General features: G+C 66.9%; 16 protein-coding genes and 2 pseudogenes. 7 read left to right on the top strand and 11 right to left on the bottom strand.

The features are described from left to right. The first annotated feature begins 276 nt into the window (after positions 1-276). Positions 277-999 (top strand): hypothetical protein, encoded by a 723-nt coding sequence (locus tag KPF47_RS13165; protein ID WP_224386162.1) that lies wholly within the window; start codon positions 277-279, stop codon positions 997-999. A 25-nt stretch (positions 1,000-1,024) separates the two neighbouring features. Here KPF47_RS13165 and KPF47_RS13160 read toward each other — a convergent pair whose 3' ends face one another. Then, positions 1,025-1,396 (bottom strand): hypothetical protein, encoded by a 372-nt coding sequence (locus tag KPF47_RS13160; protein WP_224386163.1) that lies wholly within the window; start codon positions 1,394-1,396, stop codon positions 1,025-1,027. Continuing rightward, positions 1,393-1,929 (bottom strand): hypothetical protein, encoded by a 537-nt coding sequence (locus tag KPF47_RS13155; RefSeq protein ID WP_224386164.1) that lies wholly within the window; start codon positions 1,927-1,929, stop codon positions 1,393-1,395. Before KPF47_RS13155 ends, KPF47_RS13160 begins: the two co-directional genes overlap by 4 nt. A 267-nt stretch (positions 1,930-2,196) precedes the next feature. Here KPF47_RS13155 and KPF47_RS13150 point away from each other — a divergent pair, with 267 nt between their 5' ends. Together KPF47_RS13150 and KPF47_RS13145 are read left to right on the top strand one after the other, a co-directional pair. Then, on the top strand, positions 2,197-2,439 hold the full coding sequence (locus KPF47_RS13150) for a type II toxin-antitoxin system Phd/YefM family antitoxin (protein WP_202417232.1): 243 nt from the start codon (positions 2,197-2,199) through the stop codon (positions 2,437-2,439). A 3-nt stretch (positions 2,440-2,442) separates the two neighbouring features. Further along, a complete protein-coding gene (locus KPF47_RS13145) occupies positions 2,443-2,727 on the top strand; it encodes a type II toxin-antitoxin system RelE/ParE family toxin (protein WP_224389131.1) in 285 nt (94 codons plus the stop codon). A gap of 209 nt (positions 2,728-2,936) precedes the next feature. Here KPF47_RS13145 and KPF47_RS13140 read toward each other — a convergent pair whose 3' ends face one another. Together KPF47_RS13140 and KPF47_RS13135 are read right to left on the bottom strand one after the other, a co-directional pair. Next, positions 2,937-3,287 (bottom strand): hypothetical protein, encoded by a 351-nt coding sequence (locus tag KPF47_RS13140; protein ID WP_224389130.1) that lies wholly within the window; start codon positions 3,285-3,287, stop codon positions 2,937-2,939. An 885-nt stretch (positions 3,288-4,172) separates the two neighbouring features. Further along, positions 4,173-4,421 carry a hypothetical protein gene (locus tag KPF47_RS13135; RefSeq protein WP_178373289.1) on the bottom strand — a complete coding sequence of 83 codons (249 nt, stop codon included), beginning with the start codon at positions 4,419-4,421 and terminating at the stop codon, positions 4,173-4,175. A 120-nt stretch (positions 4,422-4,541) separates the two neighbouring features. Here KPF47_RS13135 and KPF47_RS13130 point away from each other — a divergent pair, with 120 nt between their 5' ends. Beyond that, positions 4,542-4,994, top strand: a complete 453-nt coding sequence (locus KPF47_RS13130) for an IS5 family transposase (RefSeq protein WP_374108842.1) — start codon at positions 4,542-4,544, stop codon at positions 4,992-4,994. Beyond that, positions 4,945-5,178, top strand: a complete 234-nt coding sequence (locus tag KPF47_RS40920; RefSeq protein ID WP_224389123.1) for a hypothetical protein — start codon at positions 4,945-4,947, stop codon at positions 5,176-5,178. The genes KPF47_RS13130 and KPF47_RS40920 overlap by 50 nt, the downstream gene beginning before the upstream one ends. Here the strand turns inward: KPF47_RS40920 and KPF47_RS38730 are convergent. From KPF47_RS38730 to KPF47_RS13115, 3 genes and pseudogenes are all read right to left on the bottom strand, one after another. Further along, a complete protein-coding gene (locus tag KPF47_RS38730) occupies positions 5,151-5,273 on the bottom strand; it encodes a hypothetical protein (protein ID WP_255659617.1) in 123 nt (40 codons plus the stop codon). The two genes, KPF47_RS40920 and KPF47_RS38730, sit on opposite strands and share 28 nt — an antisense overlap. 3 nt (positions 5,274-5,276) lie before the next feature. Next, complete coding sequence (locus tag KPF47_RS13120) at positions 5,277-5,507, bottom strand: winged helix-turn-helix transcriptional regulator (protein WP_224389129.1); 231 nt, start codon at positions 5,505-5,507, stop codon at positions 5,277-5,279. A 369-nt stretch (positions 5,508-5,876) separates the two neighbouring features. Next, positions 5,877-6,774: pseudogene (locus tag KPF47_RS13115) on the bottom strand (IS5 family transposase). 773 nt (positions 6,775-7,547) lie between these two features. Here KPF47_RS13115 and KPF47_RS13110 point away from each other — a divergent pair. Further along, positions 7,548-8,105, top strand: a complete 558-nt coding sequence (locus tag KPF47_RS13110) for a hypothetical protein (protein WP_224389128.1) — start codon at positions 7,548-7,550, stop codon at positions 8,103-8,105. Between the two features lie 328 nt (positions 8,106-8,433). Here KPF47_RS13110 and KPF47_RS13105 read toward each other — a convergent pair whose 3' ends face one another. From KPF47_RS13105 to KPF47_RS13095, 3 genes and pseudogenes are all read right to left on the bottom strand, one after another. Next, a complete protein-coding gene (locus KPF47_RS13105) occupies positions 8,434-9,255 on the bottom strand; it encodes an IS3 family transposase (RefSeq protein WP_308015390.1) in 822 nt (273 codons plus the stop codon). 47 nt (positions 9,256-9,302) lie between these two features. Beyond that, complete coding sequence (locus KPF47_RS13100) at positions 9,303-9,596, bottom strand: transposase (RefSeq protein ID WP_178373333.1); 294 nt, start codon at positions 9,594-9,596, stop codon at positions 9,303-9,305. Positions 9,597-9,660: 64 nt separating this feature from the next. Further along, positions 9,661-9,951, bottom strand: a pseudogene (locus tag KPF47_RS13095) (IS5/IS1182 family transposase); the annotation flags it as partial. Positions 9,952-10,301: 350 nt separating this feature from the next. On the opposite strand from KPF47_RS13095, the gene KPF47_RS13090 reads away from it, so the two are divergent. Then, positions 10,302-10,514, top strand: coding sequence for a replication initiation protein (locus KPF47_RS13090; protein WP_224389127.1), 213 nt, complete (start codon positions 10,302-10,304; stop codon positions 10,512-10,514). Between the two features lie 123 nt (positions 10,515-10,637). On the opposite strand, the gene KPF47_RS13085 is transcribed toward KPF47_RS13090, so the two are convergent. Beyond that, entirely contained in the window at positions 10,638-12,059 is a 1,422-nt protein-coding gene (locus KPF47_RS13085; protein WP_224389126.1) for an IS1380 family transposase, read from the bottom strand. Positions 12,060-12,135 lie beyond the last annotated feature (76 nt).

The raw sequence follows: 12,135 nt of genomic DNA, 5'->3' as shown, positions 1-12,135 counted from the left end.
TAGGTGTGTTGATGATCGAAAAGTGGCTGAGTGCAGGTGCTGATGTTGGGTTGTGGTTGAGCGTGCAACGGACAGCTGGGTGTCGGTGGCGGCTCGTATGGTGCGCCTGTGGCGACATCGAGAGACAGGCGTCGCGGCAGCGGCGCGCGACGGTCGAAGGACACGACGCCGGGGCGTCGCGGTGCAGGACGCTGGTTCCACGGCGGGACGCCAGGGCTGCGCCCGGGGGCGCGCCTGGTCAGCGCTACGGCGCTCGGCATCGCCTACACCTACGCGATGGCGGGGGCGGAGTACTCGCCGGACTGGGTGTACGTCACGGCTGACGAGGGCTCCGCCCGTGCCTACGCGAGCCGCTACGTGGATCCGTTCGGCCGCACGATTCCGGGAGACGTCTACGAAGTGCGGCCGGAAGTCGACCGGCCGGACCCGGATTACCGCCACTTCCCCAAGACATTCCGGCGGTGCCGGTCGGCAGTGGTGACCCGCGTAATCGCGACCGGGGTCGTTCTCACACCGGAGGAATGCGCCCGTCTCGAACGGAGCTACCAGGTGTGGGGCGATCCGGACAGCCCTGTGTGGGACGAGAACGGGATCATCAATCCGTCACCGCAGATGACGGAGAACGGGGCCACCCGGGAATGGACGGAAATGCTCCGGCCCTCGTTGCCGATCACCGACATCGACGGCGCCGGGAAACTCTCGTGTGCCTCCGGTCGGCGGCTGGCCGGGACCGGCAGGGACCCCGCCGACGTCCTGGTGGAGGTGGTGACCGCGCTCGATCGCGACTGCCAGATCACCCGGACCGGGTTCGGGCGGTACTGCTGCACCGTCTGCGGGGCCACTCCCCACGACGAAGCCGCAGCCGCGCGCCATCAGCTCGGGGACCGCGCCGTCGAGCTACTCACCTGCGTGCACGACCTCGCCTCAGAACCACTGGGTTCGCTCGCGGCCGCAGCCGCCCGTCGGTCCCCGGACCGGTGGGACTGGCTCCCCCGATAGCACCCGCCGGTCCCTTGGCTCAGCTTCAACGGGGCGTCAGATCCTGACCGCCGAACCCCACCAGCGTCACCGGGAGCGGCGGCCGCGCCGCAGGATCGGCCGGTACCGCCTCAGCCGAGTTCGGACCGTGCATCGCAGTCCAGGGAGTCCGGTACTGCACCGCGTGCTCCCCCTGACCGTCGGCGGGGTGCCAGGTCGACACCGACACCACCAGCGCCCCGCAACTGCTGCACGCCCCGATCGCAGCCGACATGCGCTCCCCGCGGCGCAACGGTCCGTCGAGGTGGCCCCACTCGGCCGGTTCCAGGGCAAGACGGGTCTCCTCGGGCGCCACGGCGACCGGTCCGGAACCGACCAAGCCGTGGACGTGCGCCCCGGGGTGGGTGCAGGTGCTCATCGCGTGCTCCTCGTCCTGGCCTCCGTCGAACGGGGCGGGGGCGGGAAGGCCGCTCCCCAGCGTTCGTGGGCCGACTGGCGGGTCAGGCCGGCCGCGTCACCGATCACTGTCCAGGACGCCCCGGCAGCCCGGGCCCGGCCGACCGCGGTGTCCAGCTCCTCGCGGATCTCAGCCAACCGAACCGCGGCATCGTGCACCGCAAGCCCCGGCAGCGCCTCGCCCAGGTGCGTACGCCACTGTCCCTGCGCACCCTCGCCCTCCTCGGGGCCCTCCACCGACTCCGGGGCGACACTGGCTGAACTCGGATAGAGCGCGACCTGCTCGGCGTAGCAGGAGTCCGTGGCCACCACCTCCGCGCGGGACCAGAACCTCTCCCCGCGCCAACCGCAGACACACGCGGCGCGCCAGCCCACGAACCGACTGTTGGTCAGATCGTCGTGGATCCCGGTGACCGTGTCGCCATCGAGGACTACGGCGGCGTAGCCCTCGTGTTCGTAGGCCGGTCCGTAACCAGTGTCCCAGGTCCACCCCATACTGTCAGGATACCCTGACGATGCCTCTTTGTTAGGTAATCCTGACGCTAGATCTTGCAAGCGATAGCAAGCGGTCTCACTGGGCTCGATCGAACATAATGTGCGATATCGGCTCGACTGAACTGCGGAAACGCGGCCCGGAGTCGTTATCTGCCCTGCAAGCACCCGAAATGCCCGTTTATCCGGTGAGCGGCGCATGGTCATCCACGCAGCCACGTCGACACGACTTTGTACAAGAGGTACATTTTGAACATGACTGCTGCGGAGATGTCCTCGACCGACGCGCGGCGCCACTTCGCCGACGTCGTGGGCCGCGCTCAGCATGCCGGTGTCACGACCGCGATCACCAGCCACGGCAAGCGGGTCGCCGCCGTCGTCCCGGCTGAAGTCCTCGACCTGCTCGACGAGCTGGAAGACCGGGGGTTGTCTCGGATGGCTCGCGAGGCGAAGGCCGAGACCGGCGCGCCCGTCGATCACGCTGCCCTGCTCGCCGAGTTCGACCAGCGCTGACACGTGCCAGACGCTCCCCACTGGCGCATCACCTGGACGGGCTCGGCGAGTAAGGCCCTGCGCAAGCTCGACCCGCAGGTGGCCCGCCGCATCCTGGCCGCGGTGGGCACGCTCGCTGACCAGCCGCGCCCGGCACCACCGGCCGGGAAGCCGCTCAAGGGTGAGCCCGGAGCCTGGCGGCTCAAGGTCGGCGACTGGCGCGTGGTCTACGAGCCCCAGGACGACCAACTTGTCGTCCTGGTCCTCGCCCTCGGGCACCGGCGGGAGATCTACGATCGTTTGACCTGATCGGAGGTCGGGCCCGCCGTTCCTTGGCAGGCCCGACCTCCGAGCCGGGGGTCAGTGACCGCACTTGATGCAGACCTACCGGTTGTCCTGCTTCATCTTGTAGCAGCCATCGGCGCACACGGGCGCTCACCTCCTCGCCGCTGCTCGAACCGGCCGCGGGATCGGGGGGTGGTTGTTCGGCCCGTCCCGTGGGTGGCGGGCAGCGAGGGTCACGCGGCTGCCCGACGTGCCCGCTGAGCGGCGGCGAACAGGTCCCGGGCCTGCTGTCGCCCGGCCGCGGTGGAAACGGTGTACCGCGGCTGCTGGGCGGGCTCGTCGAGCTGCGCGGCCAGGCGGGCGGCGCGGCGGCGGCGCTCGTCCGGGTCGACGGCCTGGACGGCGGCGGGCAGCTCGTGCTCGCGGCCGGTCCATGCGGCGAGCCGGTGCCCGATCACGGCCAGCGGGTCGCGGGCACCTCGGATCGCGTCACCGCGGGACTCTCCGGGCCGGGCCGGGTGGTGGTCGATCGCGTAGAGCATCCCGGACACCGACCAGCCGGAACGCCACCAGCGCGCCAGCATCGCTGAGGCCTTCCACGACGGGACACGGCGGACCCCGGCCCGGTCCAAGACGGTCTGCGTCGCGGCTGCCCGCCCCCGGCCGTCCCTGGTCTGGTCCCGACTCGGCCAGGCCGGGCGCTTCGGTGAAGCGCGCTTCACGCCCTCGCGCCCAAGGGTTTGAGTGCTTACGCAAGATGCGGGGGGGTTGCCAATTTCGTCCACACCCTGGTCATCTGCGACCCGGCGGGGCTGCGGGATCGGCATCCCGGACGGGCTCACGAACACGTAGGCGGGAGCCCGGTTGGACCGGGTCCCGAGGAACGCGCCCGTCGCGCCCTTCTCGACGCACACGAGGAGTCCGACACGGCTCGCCCAGGCGATGACCCGGCTCACCGTGCGGAGGCTGGCTCCGGCCCGCTGAGCGGCCTTCTCCCGGGTCGCCCCGATGACCAGACCAGTACGCCAGTCCATTGCGTCGGCGAGGGTCTGCAGGACGGTCAAAGCGATGTGGCGCCGGTCCGCACGCCATCCCTCGGCGTCCGCGGCCCGGTCGATGAGCTCGCGAGCGGCGGGCTGGTCGGTGACCACCACCAGGCCGTGCGGGATCCGGCCCCGCCAACCCGGGTGCACCGCGAACCGGCCGCCGTCGACACGGCGAGCAGCACGACGCCGGCCGTACTCGGCCCGACGGTGGGCGGCGGCCGCCACGCGATACGCCCGGCCCGCCGGTACGTGCGTAGTAGAATTAGACGAGGTAGACTTGGGCACGCGAAAGCGCCCCTTCTCTTGGAGTGAGGTAGGGAACCGCCCCGGTTCGCCGGGGCTACGGCGTCACATCGGCTGGCAGGCCGTGTGACGCGCAGGAATCACGGGGTGGCCCCGGCAAGGGCCACCCCGTTCCTGTGTCTATGAGGCTTTGGTCAGCGGTAGCTCCTCCTGCGCCTCGATCTGCTGGCGCGGGTAGCAGTACGACGGCACCGGCCGCCCGAGAGCCTCGGCGACCATCCGCGTGATGACGGACGTCAGCGGCAGGCCATCGCGCCTCGCGATCTCCTGCGCCTCAGCCCGTAGATCATTCGGCAGGTAGACCGGGGTCGCGGTACGCGGCCCCTTCGGCTTCGGCCCCGGCTTCTTCCGCGGTCGGGTCTCCTCCATGTGATCTTCTTACCGGACTCGACCCGGAGCGCGTGCGCGACACGCCGATTCAAAATTGAAATCCAACGGCTAGGGCGCGTCTCCTAACCCGGCTGGTCGGGCCTGCGCGATGATCAGTAGGTGTCGCGCCGTGCCGTCCTGACCGATGCCCAGTGGGACCGACTCGAGCCGTTACTGCCCTCGTCGGACGGGATGCCAGGGCGCCCGTTCGCCGATCACCGCAGAGTGATCGAGGGGATCATCTACCGGTTCCGCTGCGGGCGGGCCTGGCGTGATGTCCCGGTCGAGTTCGGGCCGTGGCAGACCCTATGGAAACGCCACCGCCGCTACTGCGGTGACGGCACCTGGGACCACGTTCTCGCAGCTCTGCTCGCCGATGCCGACTCCGCCGGTCTCGTGGACTGGGCCGTGTCGGTCGACTCGACGATCATCCGCGCTCACCAACACGCCGCGACCCTGCAGCGAGACACAGGGGGCCGGATCGAACTACAAGAATCTGCTGATCGAGCCACCCGATCACGCCTTGGGCCGCTCCCGCGGAGGGCTCGGCACGAAGATCCACCAGCTCGTTGACGGACACGGCCGCCCGCTGGTCGTACTCGTCGGCCCCGGACAGGCCGGTGACGCCCCGATGTTCGCGCACCTGATGTCACATCTGAGCGTCGGACGGGTCGGTCCGGGCCGACCGCGGACCCGACCCGAGCGGGTCCGCGCAGATAAGAGGTCGTTTCAGAACGACTTGTCGAGTTTCCATTGACCCCTCGACGACAGATCAAACGGCAGGTCAGATAGCCGCTTGTCGTCTACAACAGACACGTCGACCTCGTTCTGAAATGACCTCTTAGGAGACACGCTCTAGTCGCCGCTGGCAGCCGGTGTTTCGGTGGCGCGGTATTCCCCGGTGACGGTGGTGATGAGTTGGTGGTCGGCGGCCATGCGGCGGCAGGTTTGGCGGACGGTGGCGGCGTCGAGGGCGAGTGCGTCGGCGATCTGTTTGGGCTTGCGGCCTGGATGGTCGCGTAGGTGGCGCAGGATCTTCGCGCGGGTGTCGCGGAGCTGGTAGTCCTCGGCGGGTCCGTCCAGCACGTTCCATGTTCCGGTGTCGGAGTCGAATGACAGCGGGTAGTCCTGTTCGTCGATGTCGCGGCCGGTGACGTGCAGGATCCCATCGGCCTGGGCTCGAGCGCGTTCGAGGACGAGGACGAGGACGGCGTCGGCGGCTCCGGCGAGTCCGTTGGTTCCAGAGACCGTGGCCAGGAAGTCCGCGGCGGCGGCACTGTCACTGCTGTCACTCTGTCACTCACCACGTTGTGACCAGCAGAAATAGCCAGTGACGGCTGAGTGACAGCGACCGACGGCTGTCACTCAGCCGTCTCCAGCGGAGAAGGTGGCGCTGAGGTTGTCGGCCCGGTCCGAGCTCGCCCGCGCCCAGGGCCGGTCGACCAGGACGGCCGGCTAGGGCGTGTCTCCTAACGCGCGTAGCCAGGTCACGATGGTCTTCAGGACGACCCCGCCGCGGTAGGTCACGGCGAGTTTGTCGTAGCGGGTCGCGAGGCCGCGCCACTGCTTGACCTCGCAGAACCCGCGTTCGACGACGTTGCGGCCGCGGTAGTCGACCCGGTCGAACATCGGTGGTCGGCCGCCGCGTGTGCCGCGTCGTTTCCGGTGTCCCTGCTGGTCAGCCGGTTCCGGGATGACCGCGACGATCCGCCGTTCGCGCAGGTGCCGGCGGATCGCGCGTGAGGAGTAGGCCTTGTCGCCGCGGACCCGCTCGGGGCGGGTCCGCGCCCGGCCCGCACCGACCCGGTCGATACGCAGGTGACTCATCAGGTGCAGGAACATCGGGGCGTCACCGGCCTGGCCGGGACCGACGAGCACGACCAGCGGGCGGCCGTGTCCGTCAACGAGCTGGTGGATCTTCGTGGTCAGCCCGCCGCGAGAGCGGCCCAAGGCGTGATCGGGCGGCTCGACGCGCAGATTCTTGTAGTTCGATCCGGCCCCCTGTGTCGCGCCTGAGAGTCGCGGCGTGCTGGTGGGCGCGGATGATCGACGAGTCGACGCTGACCGCCCAGTCCACCAGACCGGCGGAGTCGGCATCGGCCAGCAGAGCTGCGAGAACGTGATCCCAGGTGCCGTCACCTGCATAGCGGCGGTGGCGTTTCCACAGCGTCTGCCATGGCCCGAACTCGACCGGGACATCGCGCCAAGCCACTCCGCACCGGAACCGGTAGATAATCCCCTCGACCACCCGACGGTGATCGGCGAACGGGCGCCCCGGCATCCCGTCCGACGAGGGCAACAACGGCTCGAGCCTGGCCCACTGGGCATCGGTCAGGACCACACGACGCAACACCCGATGATCATCCCGCAGTCCCGATTGGCAGAGTTAAGAAACACTCCCTAGTGGCGTCCACCAGAGTGGTGGCCGCCCTATCCCAGGCTCTGCCCGCCACCGGGCCGGTCGCACACCACTCTGGTGGACGCCACTTCGCCGGCCCGGTGTGGTTTTTTCAGGATGGTGCTGAAAAGTGTCTTCGATGTGTCGCGGGCGGTGCGGCGGAGGTTTTTCTGGAGCGGTTCTTTTCTGGGTAGTGGGTTGTCGTTTAAGGTGGTTGATTGGCCGGGATTGACCCTTGTCTCAGTTGTCTATTAGACAGGATTTACCGGTCTCTTTCGTGGCGCCGTAGGCGACTCTCGCAGGTGTAGTGTTATTGAATCTGAAGGGCGCTTTTTTGGGTGGTGCGTTCCGGTTCCTGGTGGTCGGGCTGGGGGTTCTCGGGTCGTCGGGGTGGTGTCGAGTGAGGCGGTGGAGTGAGGCGGTGGAGTGAGGCGGTGGAGTGAGGCGCTGAAGGAGCCGAGAGCAACTGAGAAGTGGCTGGAATCGCCTGTGAAGCGGCGGTGATGAGGTGCTGGGGTGCCGGCTGGCAGGAGTTGGGGTGTGACCGTCAGGGGCGTGGAGCGCCTGAGGAGCTTCGGCCCGCAGTTCGGTTCTTTTGTGGTGTTTTTCTGGGTGTGTCGGGATTATCTCGGTGGTCGTTTTTCGTAGTTGGTCTTGACTGATTGGGGGGGGCGTGTTTGTATGCGACCGTGAGAACGAAAGAGTTCGGGTGGCGTGTTATCGGAACTGTGTTGGTTGTGGTTGTTTTGATGGGTTCGATTGGTGGACTCGCTTTTGCGGAACAGTCAGTTGACACGTCTAAAGGTTCGCCGGAGGCGATTTCTCGTGCGGGACGTGATGGTATTATCGGAGGCGAGTTAGCGCGCCGCTTGGAGCAGGCAGGATATGTCAAGGGTGCTGAAGTTCGGACGACCCAGGGAACGGCGCACGAGTACACGCTTAAGAGTTCTTCGTACACGATTTTGTATCTCGTCCCAGCGGATCCAGGAAAGATCGTCCTGGATCCGGAAGAGAGCGTGGGAGACCGGAAGGTGAACGTCGGATGGGATAATGGCCCGCGCTTGTACATGACAGGAACTGATTTCTGGAACCTCGGCAAGGCTGGCCTTCAGGAACTGTGTGGGAAACTTCCGTGGGGATCGAGGACGTGTGGGAATGCGGTAGAGCGTATCTGGAATGATAATCTCACTGGGCCGGGCCGCATTCTTAATGATGGTCGGTGTTGGGATCTGAGTCAGACGCTCAACATCGGATGGCGCCCCGCACCGCCCGAGAAGTGTAAATGAATCAGTTTCGGAAGATCGGTGGGTTAGCTGCTGCAGCGCTCGGCGGGCTGAGTTACACGTGGTGTGCTGGCGCGGAGCATGTGGCGCAGAATCGCCCGATTCCGGTCTTCAGTGCGCTTCCGCTTGGCCTGCTGGTGTGGTTGGCGATCTGCTTTCTTCTAGCGTCTGAGAAGAAGAAGTTGATTGCGTGGTGGATTCTAGTGTCGGGTGGCATGTGCACGGCGGGCGGTGTCGGAATCTTGCTGACTGGTCTCTCTGAGGACGGTGTCACGCCGTTCATAGCTGTGCTTGAGCTTGGCCCCGTAGTCCGGACACCGACGGTGTGGGGTCAGTGGGTGTGGTCGGGCGGGGTGTGGGCTGCTTCGAAGTCGTTCGGGGAGAGCATCCCAATACTGGAATGGCGCCGTAACGGATTGTACCAGCATTCTATCCATTCGAAGATGGCGGTGGCAAGCTCTGCGCGGGTTTTCCAGGTTCTGGAATCGAGCAGTTCGAGTTGCATGGTACCCCAGAATGATTCGACCAGAGAGTTATCGTAGCAATCTCCGATCGAGCCCATCGATGGGACGATTCCAGCGGCGACCAGACGTCGACCGAATGCCCATGATGTGAATTGGGTGCCGTGGTCGGAATGTAGGATCGTGGCGTGGTATTGCGGGCGTCGGCGGAGTATGGCCATGCCGAGGGCGTCGATGACGAGTTCGGTGCGCATGTTGTCGGCGATGGACCATCCGACTGCTTTCCGGGAGAATACATCGATGACTGCCGCGCAGTAGACTTTCCCTTCTCGGGTGGGGTGTTCGGTGATGTCGGTGCACCAGATCTCATCCGGTCCGTCGACGGTGAAGTCGCGGTCGACCGGGTCGGCGTGCTGGTCCCGGACGGTGCAGCCGTGGTTGCGTCGCCGGTAGAGGCCCTGGATCCCGGCCTGGCGCATCAGCCGAGCGACGCGTTTGTGGTTCACCGTGATACCGAGTCCGAGGGTGAGCTCGGCGTGCACACGTGGCCATCCGTAGGTGCCCCGGGACTCTGCGTGGATTTTCTCGATGTGTTTGAGGAGCAGTTCGTTCTCCTGCGTCCGTAGCGATGTCGCCCCGGAGTGCCATTCGTAGTAGCCCTGGCGGCGGACGCCAAGGACCCGGCAGGTCACCGCGACGTCGAATCCATCGTCGGCGAGTTCACGGACCAGCGGGAAAACTACTTTGGGAGGATGCTCTCCCGGGCGAAGTACGCGGCAGCACGCTTGAGGATCTCGTTCTCGATCTCGATCCGGCGGGCCTTCTTTCGGAGTTCGACGATCTCACTTTTCTCCGCGCTCGACAGACGTGTGGAGCGCGGGTCACCGTCGTCTGCGTCGGCCTGGGAGACCCAGTTCCGCAGACACGACTCCGACAACGACAGGTCCTTGGCGATTTCCGAGATCGGCTTGACCTTCGAACGGGCCAGGTCGATAGCGCGTTGCCGGAACTCCGGCGGGTGAGGAGCGGGCACGAACGACATCCTTCCCGGCGGACGGCGTCCGCCTCAGGACAGGTGTCCGGTACCAGGGGCCAAGCTCATAACCGGCCAGCGCGGTGCGGAGCAGTTCCTCGCTGACTCCCGCGGTGGCCCAGTCATCGAGACGGCGGCGGATGGTGCGGTCCGAGCAACCCGGCGTGGCGATGCGTTCGTAGCCACTACCGTGCACCAGAGCGGCAACGACGTGGTCGAACACGACCCGATCAGAGATCCGGCGACGGTGACAGCCCCACGGATGGGTCGGGTCGAACTCGGGCCGGTCAGACCCGATCAGAGCGGCGAACTCGCCCCACAAGGGCTCGATCAGAGATGCTGGCAGCAGAGGCACGGACTCTCCACACGATCATCAGGACATCAGCAATCCCATGATCACTTGCAGGTCCGTGTCTCTACCAACACCGACACACGGCCACCTCTACTGCCGGACGCTCTAAGAGGTCATTTCAGAACGAGGTCGACGTGTCTGTTGTAGACGACAAGCGGCTATCTGACCTGCCGTTTGATCTGTCGTCGAGGGGTCAATGGAAACTCGACAAGTCGTTCTGAAACGACCTCTTAGTCGGGGGACTTCCATTCGAGGCGGCCACGGCGATCTGGGAGCGTTTATGGACGTCGCGGTACCCACTCGCCGCCGACGACTTCGACGACGGCGTCTGGCGGCACACCCGAGCGGCCGCGATGACCCGCCAGCACGTCGAGCTGCACCCCAAACAGGTGTGGGGCCTGATCGGCGTCGACGGCGACACCCCCGACGCGGTCCTACGGATGCTCTCCACCGTCGACCACCACCCCCAGCCGAACGTGATCATCGAGAACCCCGTCAACGGCCACGCCCACGCCGCCTGGGCCGTCACGACCCCGATCAACGTCACCAACCCTGGTCATTCATGACGGTTGGCTGTTGATCTCCGGTTCATGATCGTTTCGGGTTTCCGGGTTGGGGGCGTGCGGGATCGTCCGGCCTGCTGTTCTGCCGGGAGCTCCGCGCCGCTCGTGCCGGCCGGGAATGGGGGTTCATCCTGCGGTGACGGGCAGTGCGTGCAGCCGGGCGAACGCCGCGGCGAGCTGTTCGGCCCAGGGCCAGGACCGTTGGATTCGGGCGAAGGTGCGGCGCTGACCTCGGGTGATGCGGGCCGCGACGTGCAGCAGCCGGTAGCGCAGCGTCTTCGGTTCGGCCTTGGCGAGGTGCCCGTCGAGCAGGAGGTGCTGGGTCCAGGCGAGCAGGTCGACCGCGAGCATGACCACGGTCAGCCAGGCCGCGTTGATCGCGAACGTCCGGGATGGGAAGTGGTTCAGGCCGGTGTTCTTCGCGGTGCGGATCCGGTCCTCGACCCGGGCGTGGGCGCGGTGTCGGGCGTCGAGGAACGCGAGCTGTCCGGCTGGGGTGTCGGTGGCGAAGCAGGTGTAGCGCCAGCCGTCGTGTTCTTCCATGAGGTCCAGCTGTGCGCCGGGATGCGGACGCTCGCGGCGGACGATCACCCGCGTCCCGCTCGGGTAGCCCTGCAGCGCCGCGGTGGGCAGCAGCCCGGTGAGGTCGGCCAGACCGGCGCCGTCACGGTGGGCGCCGTCGGTGTCGACCGCGTCGGCCCACACCTTCTTCGGGATGGCGGCGATGGCGGTGCGTTCGCGGTCGGTGATGGCCCAGCCGACGGAGAACTCGCAGCTCACCGCTCTGTCTCGTTGCTGACGGATGTGGGTGAGGAATGCTTTCGTGCAGCCGGCGGTGTCGGCCCGGATGAGGATCGGGCGGCCGTGGCGGTGCGGGTCGGGGATCTGGGCCAGCGCCTGGTCGAGCACGGTGATGTGGTCGGCGGCGGTGTTCGCGCCGGCGTTGCCGCGGCGCAGCATCCCGGCGAGAAACTCGCAGGTGTTGTCGCAGAACGCCATCAGCGGGTGGTAGCCGAAGGTTCGTTTGAACGTGGGTGCGGCCTGCTCCTTCTCGCTGTGGCAGATCACGATCGAGGCGTCGAGGTCGATGACCAGCACATCACGCTCTCGCCCGGCCACCGCGGCCGCTGGGAACGCTCGTCCGTGGCGTTCAGCGTGCTGATCCCAGACCACCTCCCAGACCACCTCCCGGGCCCTCGCCCGTGCCGCCGCCACGGCCGTGAGCGTGGTGTCGTCGAGGCGGTCGAGCAGCCGCCAGCACGTCGAGTCCGACGCCACCGCCCCGAACAGTGCGCCCTGATCGCGCAGGACGTCGATCTCGGAGATCGTCGTGGCCCCGTCCGCGACCGCGACAGCGAGGTCCACCAGGACCCGACCCGGATCATGACGGGTCCCCGGTCGACGCAACACATCCAGGGCCTGCGACAACTCCCCGGTCAGTGTGGTGTGGTCGGCGACGTCGGCCAGCAGCCGCGACCCGACATGCGACACCACCCCGGCACCGTCGGCGGTCACGATGATCTTCGGACGGGTAGTTGTAGCCTGCACTCGGAAAGTGCCTCCTCGACCGCGGTGAACAGAGCCCTCAGCAAGCCCTGTCCTACCTGGTCACGAGGCACTTTCT

The sequence above is a fragment of the Pseudonocardia sp. ICBG1293 genome, from assembly GCF_020131355.1.
In the GTDB taxonomy this organism is placed as follows: domain Bacteria; phylum Actinomycetota; class Actinomycetes; order Mycobacteriales; family Pseudonocardiaceae; genus Pseudonocardia.
Note: the sequence above shows the minus strand (reverse complement) of the source record. Positions and strands in the feature narration are given on the sequence as shown.